This window comes from Butyrivibrio sp. MC2013 (assembly GCF_000424585.1).
Classification (GTDB): Bacteria; Bacillota; Clostridia; order Lachnospirales; family Lachnospiraceae; genus Butyrivibrio.
Window position 1 is genome coordinate 13,955 of record NZ_AUKE01000026.1, and the last position, 14,797, is coordinate 28,751.

The 14,797-nt window shown below is 44.9% G+C and carries 9 protein-coding genes and 1 riboswitch; all 9 genes read left to right on the forward strand.

All coding sequences use genetic code 11. The features are described from left to right. Positions 1–249: 249 nt before the first annotated feature. The 9 genes from G636_RS0112490 to G636_RS0112530 all read left to right on the forward strand — a co-directional run bounded on the left by G636_RS0112490 (position 250) and on the right by G636_RS0112530 (position 14,789). Positions 250–939, forward strand: coding sequence for an AlkZ-related protein (locus tag G636_RS0112490; protein WP_026508328.1), 690 nt, complete (start codon positions 250–252; stop codon positions 937–939). A gap of 34 nt (positions 940–973) precedes the next feature. After that, positions 974–1,207 (forward strand): hypothetical protein, encoded by a 234-nt coding sequence (locus G636_RS0112495; RefSeq protein WP_026508329.1) that lies wholly within the window; start codon positions 974–976, stop codon positions 1,205–1,207. A 93-nt stretch (positions 1,208–1,300) separates the two neighbouring features. Then, on the forward strand, positions 1,301–2,530 hold the full coding sequence (locus G636_RS0112500; RefSeq protein ID WP_026508330.1) for a YwqG family protein: 1,230 nt from the start codon (positions 1,301–1,303) through the stop codon (positions 2,528–2,530). 91 nt (positions 2,531–2,621) lie between these two features. Beyond that, positions 2,622–3,674, forward strand: coding sequence for a macro domain-containing protein (locus G636_RS0112505; RefSeq protein WP_026508331.1), 1,053 nt, complete (start codon positions 2,622–2,624; stop codon positions 3,672–3,674). A 125-nt stretch (positions 3,675–3,799) separates the two neighbouring features. Further along, positions 3,800–4,483 (forward strand): vWA domain-containing protein, encoded by a 684-nt coding sequence (locus G636_RS0112510; protein ID WP_026508332.1) that lies wholly within the window; start codon positions 3,800–3,802, stop codon positions 4,481–4,483. A gap of 112 nt (positions 4,484–4,595) precedes the next feature. Further along, positions 4,596–4,683: riboswitch (ZMP/ZTP riboswitch) on the forward strand. Positions 4,684–4,818: 135 nt separating this feature from the next. Continuing rightward, positions 4,819–5,526, forward strand: coding sequence for an IMP cyclohydrolase (locus G636_RS0112515; RefSeq protein WP_242826969.1), 708 nt, complete (start codon positions 4,819–4,821; stop codon positions 5,524–5,526). A gap of 32 nt (positions 5,527–5,558) precedes the next feature. Beyond that, positions 5,559–6,737 (forward strand): phosphoribosylaminoimidazolecarboxamide formyltransferase, encoded by a 1,179-nt coding sequence (locus G636_RS0112520; protein WP_026508334.1) that lies wholly within the window; start codon positions 5,559–5,561, stop codon positions 6,735–6,737. Between the two features lie 511 nt (positions 6,738–7,248). Further along, the gene (locus G636_RS0112525; RefSeq protein ID WP_035779659.1) at positions 7,249–10,788 is read left to right on the forward strand and encodes a PD-(D/E)XK nuclease family protein; all 3,540 of its coding nucleotides are present in this window, start codon (positions 7,249–7,251) and stop codon (positions 10,786–10,788) included. Positions 10,789–10,823: 35 nt separating this feature from the next. Then, positions 10,824–14,789 carry a UvrD-helicase domain-containing protein gene (locus G636_RS0112530; protein ID WP_035779660.1) on the forward strand — a complete coding sequence of 1,322 codons (3,966 nt, stop codon included), beginning with the start codon at positions 10,824–10,826 and terminating at the stop codon, positions 14,787–14,789. The last annotated feature ends 8 nt before the right edge of the window (positions 14,790–14,797 follow it).

Here is a 14,797-nt window from a genome sequence, read left to right on the forward strand (position 1 = left end):
GTTCTCACGAAACACGCAGTAAAATGCGTGTTTCTGAAGGTTCATCTAATAATACATACTATCAAAATAAATACCGTGTAAGCAATTCTTAATGGTTTGCGCTTCTGGTTTGTCCGCTAACTATGCACATGATAGCTGTGATATAATGTGGATTGGATAGATAAATTAACAAAATAGCTAACATTAAAGCCGTATTGGGCATGATGCTGCAATATGGCTTTTTGTTCTCTGCTGCGAGCTGGAGGGATTATGAATTTTGCGGATGATTTTGTGATCAGATCTATGGATGACCTGACTGAGCTAATTGACGGAGCAGGCTTTGTCCCTTTTTTCATAAACGAAATAGATGGCTTTTCTATTGAAGAGCATATTGATCCAGGGTGCTGGTTTGGCGAAGGCGATAGTTCATGGGGTGCCTGGGAATGGAAGGGGCCTGTTATCAGGCAGATGAACTGTGCCTATGGCAAATTTCTAAAAGGCAAGGCTATGTATATCAGCGCTGAATACTTTCCAGATTTTGCAAACTTCAGAAGAGATGGATATGATTTTGATGCCAGGTATGACGATGGTCTGGCTTCATATTATGATAAGGAGCTCTTTGAACTATTGGATGCCAATGCTCCTATCCTGTCCAAGCCCCTTAAGAAGCTGGGGGATTATGGAAAGGGTGGCAAGAAGGGCTTTGATACCATGATCACCAGGCTCCAGAAGCAGTGTTATGTTCTTATCAGTGATTTTCAATATGCCAGGGATAAGTATGGTAATCAGTATGGCTGGGGGATCGCGGAATACTCGACTCCAGAAAAGTTCATGGGTAAGAAGTTCAAGGATAATGTATATAAGAAAACGCCCCGGGAGTCTTACGAAAGGGTGATCGAGCAGTTTAAGAGGATCCTGCCTTATGCGGATGAGAAAATGATAAAAAAGATATTGAAGTGAGGGAAGGATGCGGAAATAAAGGAGGATATGAGAAATGAGTTCAATACTGATCAAGGATACAACAAGAGAAGAAAGAGAACGTATTGTTGCTGAATCAATTGGAAATACTAATGGCAGCTGCGATGGCTGCAGCGCTGGTCTGATCGAAATGTACCAGGCCTATATTGACGGCGTCAAGGAAATACGTGAGATCAATATGGAGTTCAGGGCACATTACGAGTCCGGCATAGATGGGCCTCAAAAGGCTGATTGTGGCTATAAGATGTGAGTGAAAGCAGGGATAGGCAGGTAATGCACCACCTGAGGTAATTCCTGTGCACAAGTTCCTTTTGTAACATAATTAAAAGGTTGGAAAATAATAATGGCAATAATATATGACCGTGGAATATATCATACATCAAAGATAAAAAACAAGGGGCTTAGTTGTCCTCTTTTATCAGCATATAACCATATAGCAGTATTTTTCAGATGGGCACATTTAAAAGGTATTCTTAAAGATACTGTTTATGACAAAGAGCCCCGCTTTATAGACGGAGTGGAGGGCAGGCTTGATCTGCGGGGAGTAATTGCTGACAGCAACTATTTTGGTGGAGCTATTACCTCTGATCATTTTAAAAAACAGTTCATCGAATTTGTTACTGATTTTTATACTTTTGAGGGGGTGGGATATCCCGGATGCGTTGATCACCTTGCCAAAAGCTTTTTTGGAGAAGAGAGATATGGAAGTGTGGAGTTCCGGGGGGAAGCGTATTTGTTTGTCCCATATGATGAGGAGTACTATAACAAGCTATCTCAATACATCGAAGGAAGATGGAAAATGAAGATGGGTTCTCAAATTGAGAAGACTTCATGCGGATTACAGGATGAGGTATCAACATGTGACAATAAGACTAAAAAGGTTATGGAGAATGGAATAAAAGCTATATTATTCAAGCCGGAACACGGGGAAGTCGGTCTGACTTCCAGTAAAATAGGTGGTCTGCCATATTGGCCAAAGGATTGCTCATATCCCGTTGATTCAGATGGGAAGAATTTGATTCTTCTAGCCCAGGTAAATATGCGCGACATAAGTTTTGACAGATTGCCTTCAGAGGGCATTTTACAGTTTTTTGTTGCAAGAAATGATGATATGGGCTTGTTTGATAAAAATGGATATAAGGTTATATTCCATTCCAATATAGATTCTGATATAACAGAGGAAGATGTAAGATCCAGAGGCATCAGGTCTAATGTGGATATGAAGGATGAAGAGGATGGATGGTTCGCCACAGATGACTGTTATCCCATATCATTTAGTATTGGAGAAAGCTACAATATGTTGGAACTTGAAGCTGACGATTCTATGAATGAAAATGAGCTTGCTCCTTACAATAACATGTTTGGTTATCCATATTTTACTCAGGATGATCCAAGAACAACAGATTCTATGCTCAAGAAATATGATACACTGCTCTTTCAGTTGGATTCTATTTATTCGGATGGATTTAATATCATGATAGGAGATGCTGGCATTATCAATTTCTTTATTAACAGCGATGAACTCCGGAAGTTGAACTTTGAAGATGTTTTATATAACTGGGACTGCTGCTGATGGTCAGGTCAAAGCATGTCTTTGGCAGTTGGAGATGTGAAAACTAAAGGTTGGACCATAAGAGCAGAAGCAGTAGATTTTGGGGGAGATCATGCCATTTCAGATAATCAGAAACGATATTACTAAAGTAAAAGCTGATGCCATTGTAAATACGGCAAACCCTATGGTCTTGGTTGGCAGTGGTGTGGATGAAGCAATATATAATGCTGCAGGAAGGGACAGGCTTCTTGCTGCGCGTAAGAAAATAGGTCCTATTAAGCGCGGCGATGTGGCTATTACACCTGCTTTTGGCCTGGATGCCAAGTATATCATCCATGCAGTGGGCTGTTGGTGGGAAGGCGGAGATCATGGGGAAGCAGAGCTCCTTAGGCAGTGCTATGACAAGGCTCTGGCTCTTGCTGCAAAGAAAAGATGTAAATCCATAGCTTTTCCTGTGATGGCTACAGGCTGCTACGGATTTCCTCATAAATTGGGAATGGATATAGCTGTTGATGCCTTTACCTGCTTTCTGGAAGATCACGATATGGAGATATTCCTGATCGTGTTTGATAAGGATACAGTTACGGTCTCAGGTGAACTTGGAGAAGAAGTCCGCAGCTATATCAGCGATGTCAAAGAGCCTATAGCGAATGCTTTTATAGCTGGGGAAACTGTGCCACGTTCTTCTCACAAAAGGGCAGAAGAACAGGCAGATGAGATGATCGGCGCAGCGCCAATGGCTGGCACTATCCTGCATGGCGCAGCAGCTTCCGGGCAGATGAAAGCTTTTAAAGCTGCGTCTCTGGATGATATTCTCGGAGGCATTTACACAGATTCTTTTGAGAAGCATCTTCAGCAGCTGATCAATAAGAAGGGGTTGAAGAATTCAGAGGTCTATGCCGCTGCCAATATTAACAAGCAGTATTTCTCCAAGCTCCTAAAGGGCAAGGTGAAGCCCTCAAAAGAAAAGGTCCTGGCTCTTGCAGTGGGCCTTCATCTGAATATGGATGAGACAGTGGATTTCTTGGGCCTTGCTGGCTATGCCATATCCCCAATCTCACAGACAGATGCTGTTGTCAGATATTTTATTGAGCATGAAAACTATAACGTGATCAAGATAGACATGGTGCTCTTTGATTACGGTCTTGATCCTCTTTCCAAATAGTCAATATAACTTTTTTAAGGTCGCCTCAGGTGCGACCTTTTTTGACGCATCACAGATTATGATTAGCTTACAAACAAGGACAGCTCTACCGCGGGAGCATTTATGAGAAAGGTAAGGTAATCAGGATGAGCAGAGGATATACAGAGATAGTGTACATACTGGACAGATCGGGTTCCATGAGCGGCCTGGAGGCAGATACAATAGGCGGCTTCAACTCCATGATGGATAAGCAGAAAAAGACCGGGGAAAAAGCACTGGTCTCAACGGTTCTATTCGATGATGAGTGCGAAGTGATCCACGATAGAGTGCCCATTGAAAAGATTGAGAAGATGACAGATAAGCAGTATTATGTCAGAGGCTGCACAGCTCTTCTGGATGCAGTGGGCGGGGCCATAAAGCACATCGGAAACATTCACAAATATGCCAGAGAAGAGGATAGGCCTGAAAAGACCATCGTGGTGATCACAACAGATGGCATGGAGAATGCCAGCAGAAAGTATTCCAGGGAAAAGATCGAGAAGATGGTGAAGAAGCAGCAAAAGAAATACGGCTGGGAGTTTATATTCATAGGCGCTAATATTGATGCATATGAAGAAGCTCAGAAATACGGTATCAGGAGAGACCGGGCTGTGAATTATGTCAGTGACGGAGTAGGAACAGGCATCGTCTATGCAGGTGTATCCAAGGCTGTATGCTCTGTGATGATGGCTCCTAGCGCTGCAGAGGCTGAAAAGAATCTGTGTGACAGCGATTGGGCCGGTGACATCAATGCCGATTACCAGAGAAGATGCAAGAAAGTTAGGAGATAAGGGCGCTCATCATTGTATTTGGATGTGTACTTGGAATGATCGGGAGGGCTATAGCGAGGGTCTCTAAAAGGATTAATTCCACTTGCAAAGAAAGATCAAATAAGCTATAGTATATGTGCTGTATGACTGGCGGAAATAAGCAGCAGAAGCTGCGGGGAGTACAGTATATGATTGAAATGCCGACCGCCTGGGCGCCTTAAATAAGGGTGCCCGGGCGGTCTTTTTGTTGCAATGAATTGGCGAGCGTCTGCCATGCTTGCATGAGCAGGCATTTGTCAGGAGAGGACCCGGGGGTCACCGGTAACTGTAACTCTTTTTTCAATATGGAGGTAGAAATGGTAGATCTTTTGAAGGAACTGTCCGGCAACACTTATCCCGGCAGAGGTATCGTGATAGGTACATCTGATGATGGCAAGTATGCAGTTGTTGCATATTTCATCATGGGACGCAGCGTTAACAGCCGCAACCGTGTATTTGTAGAGGACGGTGAAGGCATCCGTACCAAGGCTTTTGATCCTTCCAAGATGGAAGACCCCAGCCTTATCATCTATGCACCTGTCAGAAAGCTTGGTTTTAATACTATTGTGACCAATGGCGATCAGACAGATACTATCTATGATGGAATGATGAACGGCAAGACTTTTGAAGAGTCTCTCAGATGCCGTACTTTTGAGCCTGATGCTCCCAACTACACACCCAGGATCTCGGGTCTGATGCACGTGATCACAGGCCAGTATGATTTCTCGCTGTCTATCCTTAAGAGCAAAAACGGTGATCCTTCATCCACATACAGATTCACCTACAGCTATGATAATAATAAGGCAGGTGAGGCATACTTCATCCATACATACATGGGTGATGGCAATCCCCTTCCCAGCTTCACAGGTGAGCCCACTCATGTATCAGTATCAGGCGACATCGATACTTTTACCAATAATGTTTGGGAAGCTCTTGATCCTGACAATAAGGTATCCCTCTTTACCAGATACATCAACATCGCTACAGGCGAGTACGAGAGCAGGATTGTAAACAGAAATAAGTAATTGACCGTTCATGATTGAAAAGGAGAATCACAATGAAAGAACTTCAGCTTAAATACGGTTGCAACCCCAACCAGAAACCTTCAAGAGTATATATGGAAGATGGAAGCGATCTTCCCATCGAAGTATTAAACGGCAAGCCCGGTTTCATTAACCTGCTGGATGCCTTCAACGGCTGGCAGCTGGTATCAGAGCTCAAGAAGGCTACAGGCCTTCCCGCAGCTACATCTTTTAAGCATGTATCTCCTGCGGGTGCTGCAGTGGGTCTTCCTCTTAGCGATACCCTTAAGAAGATCTACTGGGTAGAGGATATGGGCGAGCTCAGCCCTCTGGCATGTGCATATGCGAGAGCAAGAGGCGCAGATCGTATGTCTTCCTTTGGAGATTTTATCTCTCTGTCTGACAAGTGTGATTTGGCTACAGCAAAGCTCATCAAGAGAGAGGTATCCGATGGTGTTATCGCTCCTGATTATGATGAGGATGCACTTGAGCTCCTTAAGGCCAAGAAAAAGGGCAACTATGCAGTGATCAAGGTAGATCCTTCATATGTACCCGCTGCTCTTGAAAAGAAACAGGTATTTGGCGTTACCTTTGAACAGGGCCACAACTTCATCGAGATCGGTGATGATATGTTCACTAATATTGTGACAGAGAACAAGGATCTGCCCCAGCAGGCCAAGATCGATCTGATCATCTCTCTGATCACTCTGAAATATACTCAGTCCAACTCTGTATGCTATGTAAAAGACGGTCAGGCAATCGGTATCGGAGCCGGCCAGCAGTCCAGGATCCACTGCACAAGACTGGCAGGCTCCAAGGCTGACAACTGGTTCCTGCGTCAGTGCCCCAAGGTGTTAGAGCTTCCCTTCCTGGATGGAATCGGAAGAGCAGACAGGGACAATGCCATCGACCTCTATATTGGCGAGGACTATATGGACGTACTGGCTGAGGGCAAGTGGCAGAATATCTTCAAGACAAAGCCTGAAGTATTCACAGCTGAGGAGAAGAGAGCATGGCTTGATAAGAATACAGGCGTAGCTCTGGGCTCAGATGCCTTCTTCCCCTTCGGTGACAACATTGAGAGAGCAGCCAGGAGCGGCGTATCTTATGTGGCTCAGCCCGGCGGCTCTGTACGTGATGACAATGTCATCGCCGCTGCCAACGACCACAATATGGTCATGGCATTCACAGGCCTCAGGCTTTTCCATCACTAATTACATTACGACATAGAAGTGCATCCATGCACTTCTAAACATGTCGATATACATCCTTGTAATTACGACATAGAAGTGCATATATATATACTTCTAAATATTTATGCGCTGGAGCAGAAGTTCATTATCCTAAGTGGCCTTATCACGATGGCATACTGGGATTGTGAATTCAGCTCTGGCGCTTATTTATTATCCGCTCGCTTGCAACGATCTTAATAGCGCTGCTGCAGAAGATTATTTTCCGCAGTGAGCATTCACTTCAAATGGTAGTTTTGCTTATTCTTCATTCACAGCCTTTAAAGCGCCCACGAGAAAGCTGTTTGAACGGGCTGAAAGCCCGGAGTTCTTTCGAGTGTGGCGCATTGAAAGAAGGCTGTGAAGAAGAACTTAGCAAAACACCATTTGTAGTGTCGCGAACGAGGAAAATAACTTCTGCAGCAGCGCCCATTAAGTCTTTATAGCGGGTGTGGTATGATATAAGAGTCGAATGATTCTGGATTGGGGGAATACCATGCTGCGTTTTATTTTTGGACCATCCGGCTCAGGTAAGAGCCGTTTTTTATATTCTGACATGATAAAAAGGAGCGTGGAGGAAGCTTCACGCAGATTCTTTATCATAGTTCCCGATCAGTTCACCATGCAGACCCAGATGGATATTGTAAGGCTCCATCCGGACAAGGGCATGATGAATATCGATGTATTGTCTTTTGGCAGGCTTAGCCATCGTATCTTTGAAGAGACCGGAGAGAAGAGGGAACAGACCCTGGACGACCTTGGCAAGAGCCTGATCCTGCGCCATGTGGCGGGACTTCACGTAGATGAACTGCCGCTCATAGGGCCTCATATGCACAAGCCCGGCTATATTGATGAGGTAAAGTCTACTATCTCGGAATTTATGCAATATGATATATCCCCTGACGATATTGACAGGCTCATAGAGGTATCTCAGGGCAGAGGCGCCCTGGTGGCCCGCTTAAAGGATCTGAAGATCCTATACCGTGAATTTTTAAAATATATAAAAGATAAATACACCACTTCGGAAGAGACCATGTCCATTCTCTGCGAGAGGCTTAAACATTCTGAGCTGATAAAGGACAGTGTAATAGCTTTCGACGGCTTTACAGGCTTTACACCTATTCAGTACAGGGTCATTGGAAGGCTGATGGAGAGGGCAGCAGAAGTCACTGTGACTCTGGATATGGGAAGAGATGATGATCCCTATGAAGAGGAGATAGGGGATCAGGATCTCTTTGCTCTTAGTAAGAAAACTGTACTAAGTCTTGAGCGGACACTATGGAAGAGTGACAGGGAAAGAGATCCTTCATATACTCCTGATTTTCCTATTTGGAGACAGCACAGGAGAAGCACGGTAAATGAGATATTCATGGATAAAATGGGGATTCCTGTGAGATATGAAAATAATCCGTCTCTTGATTTTCTTGAGAAGAATCTCTATTCATACGAGAAGCATACCTATACAGGTGACCTGAAAAATGATAAAGGGCAGGAGAGCATAGTCATAGCATCCTGTATGTCCATTGATGAAGAAGTCAGGTCCGCCCTTATCCATATATCAGACCTTGTCAGAAAAGACAGCAGTCTTATGTACAAGGATTTTGCCATAGTATGCGGAGATCCCCAGAGCTATTTTGATCGCATCAGAAAAAGGGCAGGGGATTTTGAGATACCTGTATATATAGATGAGACCAGGCAGATCAGGCTTAGTCCTTTTATAGAATTTATCAGGAGTTCCCTGGAGATTGTCAGGACTGATTATAGTTTTGACAGCCTCTTTCATTATCTGCGCTGCGGCATGGCGGATATTTCCAGAGATCAGGCGGACAGATTTGAAAACTATGTGAGAGCCTTGGGTATCAGAGGCCGCAAGGCTTATGAGAATATTTTTACAAGGCATCTGTCTGGCAGATACGACCATAATCTCACCGATGATGAGAGAGAGGCGTATCTACAGGAAATGAATGATATCAGGGCCCGTATCGCAGCCTCTTTTAAGCCCCTATTTGACCACTGCGAGGGTAATGTCCTGGATAAATGTAAGGGCTTGTATGAATTTATAGTAAACGCCGGATGTGCAGGCAAACTTGAGGCCCTGGCAGCGCAGTTTGAGCAAAACGGCCACGGTGCAAGAGCAGCAGCTTACAGACAGATCTATAAAAAAGTAATGGATCTGTTGGATCAGCTGGCATCCCTTTTGGGAGATGAGGTCATAGAGCTCAGGGATTTTGAAGACATACTGGATGCAGGTTTTGGAGAGATAGAAGTGGGTACCATCCCCGGAAGTGTGGATACTGTGAGGGTGGGAGATATGGAGAGGAGCAGACTCTCCGATATCCGTTATCTCATATTCCTGGGTGTCAATGACAGCAATATCCCCAAGAAGGCAGACTCAGGAGGTTTTATCTCAGGACCTGACAGAGAATATCTGGCAGAACAGAGCCTGGGTTTTGAGATGGCTCCTACATCAAGACAGCAGATATATATTCAAAGACTATACCTCTATATGAACCTGACAAGGCCCCTGGATCAGCTCTATATGTCTTACAGTGCTATTTCCGCTGATGGTTCCAGTCTGGGACCTGCATATCTTATAGCCAGGGTAGAGGCTCTTTTTCCATACCTTGTGCCCAGGCAGATATCGGGAGATGAGATAGACAGGATCCTGACAGTGGATGATGCCATGAGTAAAGCCGGCCCTATGATAAGGGAATATGCAGAGGGACTCATGAAGGGAGAGAGGCAGGATCAGTTCCTGACCTTGTACAGGCTCCTCTGCAGAGAGAACAGAGACCTTGCCCACAAGTTAAAAGAATCTGCCTTTATCAGTTACAAGCATAGTCCACTTGCAGACAGCCTTGCGGCAGCCCTCTACGGCTCTGTCATCACCAACAGTGTGAGCCGTCTGGAGCTTTTTGCCTCCTGCTGCTATGCCCATTTTGTCAGATATGGCTTAAAGCTTGATGAGAGAAATGAATATGAGTTTGATATCTCGGACCTTGGAAGCGTATTCCATGAGAGTCTGGAGAAATTTGCAGGCAAGGTGGAAAAAGAAGGCCTGAGTCTCATGGATTTTACAGATGAAAAAGGCGAAGAGATCCTGGATAAAGTCATGGAGGAAGTGGCTGTCGGTTATGGCGATAATATCCTCACAAGTTCAGCAAGAGGAAGGGCCGGTCTTGAGAGGATACGCAGGATACTCCTTACCACGGTCAAGAGTCTGCGTTACCAGCTGACTCAGGGCAGCTTTATACCTTCGGGATTTGAGGTGGATTTTCACGAAGCAGGCAATATAGATGAGATCAATATCGCTCTGACTGACAAAGAGAAAAAGAAGATAGAGAAAAGGATGCGCCTGACAGGTAAGATCGATCGCATAGATCTTGCGAAGGATGAGCTTGGAAGGGTTTACGTTAAGGTCATAGATTATAAATCAGGAGGCAAGAACATAGACCTTGCCGCAGTATACTATGGCCTGCAATTGCAGCTGGTACTCTATATGAATGTTGCATCAGCCATGGAGAGGGCCAAAAATCCCGGGACTGAAGTACTGCCGGCATCGGTACTGTACTATCGCATATCTGATCCTGTGCTGAAGACTGACACAATAGACATGACCCCTGAGGAAATAGAGCGTAAGATCAGAAAAGAAATGAGGATGAAGGGCCTTGTCATAGATGACAGCACTGTTTTGGGCCTTATAGATACAAAGCTCCAAAATAAGAGCAGCGAATCGGACGTGGTTCCACTGAAAACCAAAAAGGATGGCAATCTTAGTTCTAACGCCTATTCCATAGCGAGAGATGATTTTAACAGTGTATCAGATTATGTGGGTAAAAAGATCAGAGAGTTTGGCAAGCGGATAATGGACGGTGATATTGAGGTAAGTCCTTATGAGATGAAGACCAAAAATGCCTGTGCCTATTGCAGCTTTCGTTCAGTTTGCGCCTACGATCCTTCGGTCAAGGGCTATGAAAGCAGGAGCCTTGTAAAGCTTGATAAGGATGAAGCCCTTGAAAAGATCAAAAATTCCTAAACCAGCATTAGCCCTATTAAGATGTGGAGAATTATATGGATTTTACCAGTGAACAAAAAAGTGTAATAAATGCCAGAAGATCCAACCTCCTTGTGTCTGCTGCTGCAGGGTCAGGCAAGACTGCAGTACTGGTGGAAAGGATCATACAGCTCATATCCCAAAAAGGACCTGATGGAGGAGAGCCTGTGGATATAGACAGGCTTTTAGTAGTGACCTTTACCAGGGCCGCTGCTTCTCAGATGAAGGAGAGGATCCATAAGGCCATAGAGCGTAAGCTGGAGGAGGAGCCCGGCAATATGCATCTGCAGCGTCAGGAGACTCTTATTCACAACGCCAGGATCATGACTATTGATGCCTTTTGTCAGCTTGTGATCAGGGAGAATTTTGGCGAGATCGGTATCGATCCTTCCTACAGAGTGGCAGATGAAGGCGAGATAAGGCTTCTTGCCAAAAACGCCATGGCAGATTTTTTAGAAGAAAAGTATGCTGAGGAAGATAAAGACCTTCTTCTTGCTGCGGACTTTTTTTCTAAGGGCTCATCAGATACAGAGCTTGAGGAGAATATCAATAAGCTATATAAGTTTTCTCAGGGTATGCCATTTCCCGGAGACTACCTTAAAGAGCAGGCTACGTTAAAGAGGATCGATGAAGATAATATCGACAATACTTACTGGATAGCTCTGATCAGGGAAAACTGCCAAAAAATCCTGAGCTATTGTGCTCAGCTTGCGGAGACAGCTTATGAGATATCCCAAAAGAGCGCAGGTCCCTACATGTATATGGACCTGTTGGAAAAAGAGAAAGATGAGCTATGGCAGGCTGTAGAGGCCGCTAGTTATGATGATATGAGAAGGGCTGTTGTGGGCTTTGATTTTGGGAAGCTTTCTACTAAACAGGACCCTTCTGTTTCCGTATATTTCAGGGATAGAGCCAAGGCAATCAGAGATGAATATAAAAAAAGGGTAAGAAAGCTGGAGAAAGATTTTTTTACTATGTCCAAAGAGGATATGATAGCCAGCATGAGGCTCTGCGATGAAGCTCTGGGGAGCCTTTGCAGGCTGACAGCAGGATATACAACGGCTCTTGAAAAAGCAAAGAACCAAAGGGGCGTGATCGACTTTAATGACATGGAACACATGGCCCTTAATATACTGCTGGATAAGGATCCGGAAAGCGGTGACATCAGAGCAAGTGATGTTGCCCACAAGTACAGGGGGTATTACAGGGAGATACTCATAGATGAGTATCAGGATTCCAATATGGTCCAGGAGCTCATACTGTCCTCAGTATCCGGCGAAGAGGACGGGGTATATAACCGCTTTATGGTGGGCGATGTAAAGCAGAGTATATACAAATTCAGGCTGGCCAAGCCCGAGATATTTATGAAAGGCCTTAGAGAATACAGCAGGGAAGAAGCTGCTGATTTTAGAAGGATAGATCTCCACAAAAACTTTCGTTCCCGCTGTCAGGTACTGGATTTTGTTAATTATATCTTTAGAAGGATCATGGCCGTGGATCTGGGGAGCGTGGACTATGACGAGGATGCCATGCTTCAGGCAGGGGCAGATTATCCCTTGCCTGATGCCAAAAAGCCCGGTTCCCAAGCTGAAGATGATCCCTTTGCAACGGAACTTTTGCTGATCAAAAGCGGCGCAGAAGATGACTCTGATAATGATACAGGAGCAGAGTCATCTGATGAGGAAGATGGCGAAGACGCGAGGACGGATTATCCCAGAGAATATGAAGAGGCGCCTCTTAGCTTTTCAAATCTTAATTCCAAGCAGCAGGAAGCCTATCTCATATCCGGCAGGATAAAGCAGCTTATGGAAGACGGTCTTGTCAGTGACAATAACGGCGGCTTTAGGAAGGTAAGGTATTCGGACATAGTGATCCTCCTTAGGACTGGCGCTGTCTGGGCTGACAGCTTTAGAAAAGTCCTGGAGGCCAGAGGCATCCCTGCATATGTGGAGTCCAGAACAGGGTATTTTGATGCAGTGGAAGTGGCTGCGCTTATGGACCTGCTAAAGATTCTGGATAACCCTTTGCTGGATATATCTCTTGCAGGTGTCATGCATTCCATGCTCTTTTCCTTTACAGATTCGGAGCTGGCCTCTCTGAGAGCTCTTTATAATCATGTATATGGTCCGGAAAAAAAGATGCCTCTTTATGAAGAGCTAAAGCTTGTGGAGAGGGGCTATGATGAAGGAGCTTATAAGGATGCGGGCTTTATAAAAAACGATGAACTTGATGCTCTTTTAGAAAAGCTTAAAAGCTTTATGAGAGACATAGATGACCTTCGGGAGCATGCTGTATATATGCCTGTTCACGAGCTCCTTGGTTACGCGCTTGATAAGACCTCTTATCTGGAGCTTATCAGCGCCATGCCTTCAGGCTCCAGGCGTAGAGCCAATGTGGATATGCTCATGGAGAGAGCTTCCAGCTTTGAGAAGACCAGCTTTAAGGGACTCTTTCATTTTGTCAGATATATTGAGGAGCTCAGGAAATATGAGGTGGACTATGGCGAAGCCAATGTCCTTGATGAAAACGCCGATCTTGTGCGTATCATGAGCATCCATAAGAGTAAAGGTTTGGAATTCCCCATAGTATTTGTGGCGGGAATGTCCAAGACCTTTAATACCAGTGATTCCAGGGACTTTGTCCTGATGGATGAAAAGCTGGGTATAGCAGGCAAATGCACTGATAGCAGGAGAAAACTGGTCTACAGTACTCCATACAGAAATCTGGTATCCGGAGAGATGAGGCTGGAGGCCTTGGGAGAAGAGCTAAGAGTGCTGTACGTTGCTATGACCAGGGCCAAGGAAAAGCTCATTTTGCTGGGGAGTATAAGCAAGCTGGAATCAAAGCTTGCAGATGCTGTATCTATGTGTGAAAGAAAGCATGCGAATGCGCAGGAAGATGAGACAGTACCTTACGGCGTAAGGTCGCAGGCCAGGTCCTACATGGATCTTTTGATCCCGGCGCTATCCTATCATCCGGCAATAGGTAAGCTGGCAGAGGATATGGGCCTTGATTTTGACAAATCTGCATATAGTGCTGCAAACAATGCTCCAAACTATGGACGTGACTCCATGGGTAATATATTACCCATGGAAGAGCTCCTTGGCGTAGTAGCTCCCCTTAAGATCAGTGTATATTCATCGAAAGACCTTAGAAAAATAGAGAATCAGGAAGAAGCAGAAGCTGCCATAAGAAAGCTTAGACTTGATAAAGCAGGAAAAGGCAGCTCTTATGACAAGGTTCTTTTGAAGAAGCTTGATGAGAATTTCTCTTGGAAATACTCTCATACCGATTATCAGGGACTATTTACCAAGACAACGGTCACAGAGCTGAAAAAGGCTGCTCATGCAGGAGAAGAAGAGGAAGCCCAGATGCTCTATCCTTCTGCACCCGATCAGGCTGAGCCCCTCTTTATCAGGGGGGAGAGAGCACTTGGAGCTGCCGCAAGGGGCAGCATCTATCATAGAGTGATGGAGCTTTTGGATCATGAGATATTTGATGATCCAATCATCATGTCCTCTGACAATCTAAGGAGTGCATACGACAGTGTTATGAACTGGATGCGCCAAAAAGAAGACCAGGGGCTCTTATCAGAGGGCAGCTGTGATAATACAAGGCCTTATGATATCATCTCTTTTCTTAGGTCTGATCTGGGAAAACGTATGGCTGCTTCATACAGGGAAGGGGGACTATATAGAGAGCATCCCTTTATGCTGGGACTTCCTGCAAGGAGCCTGGGAGAGCAGTTCCCTGAAAGCGAGCTGGTCCTGATCCAGGGCGTGATTGATGCCTACTTTATGGAAGAAGGCGAGATAGTACTCCTTGACTACAAGACTGATAAGGTAAGTTCAGATGAGGAGCTGTCCGGACGATATAAGGTCCAGTTGGACTACTATCAGACAGCTCTTGAGAGACTCCTTCACAAGAAGGTTAAGAGCAGATACCTATATTCCTTCTGCCTAGGACATGAAGTGAAGGTCTGATGTATACA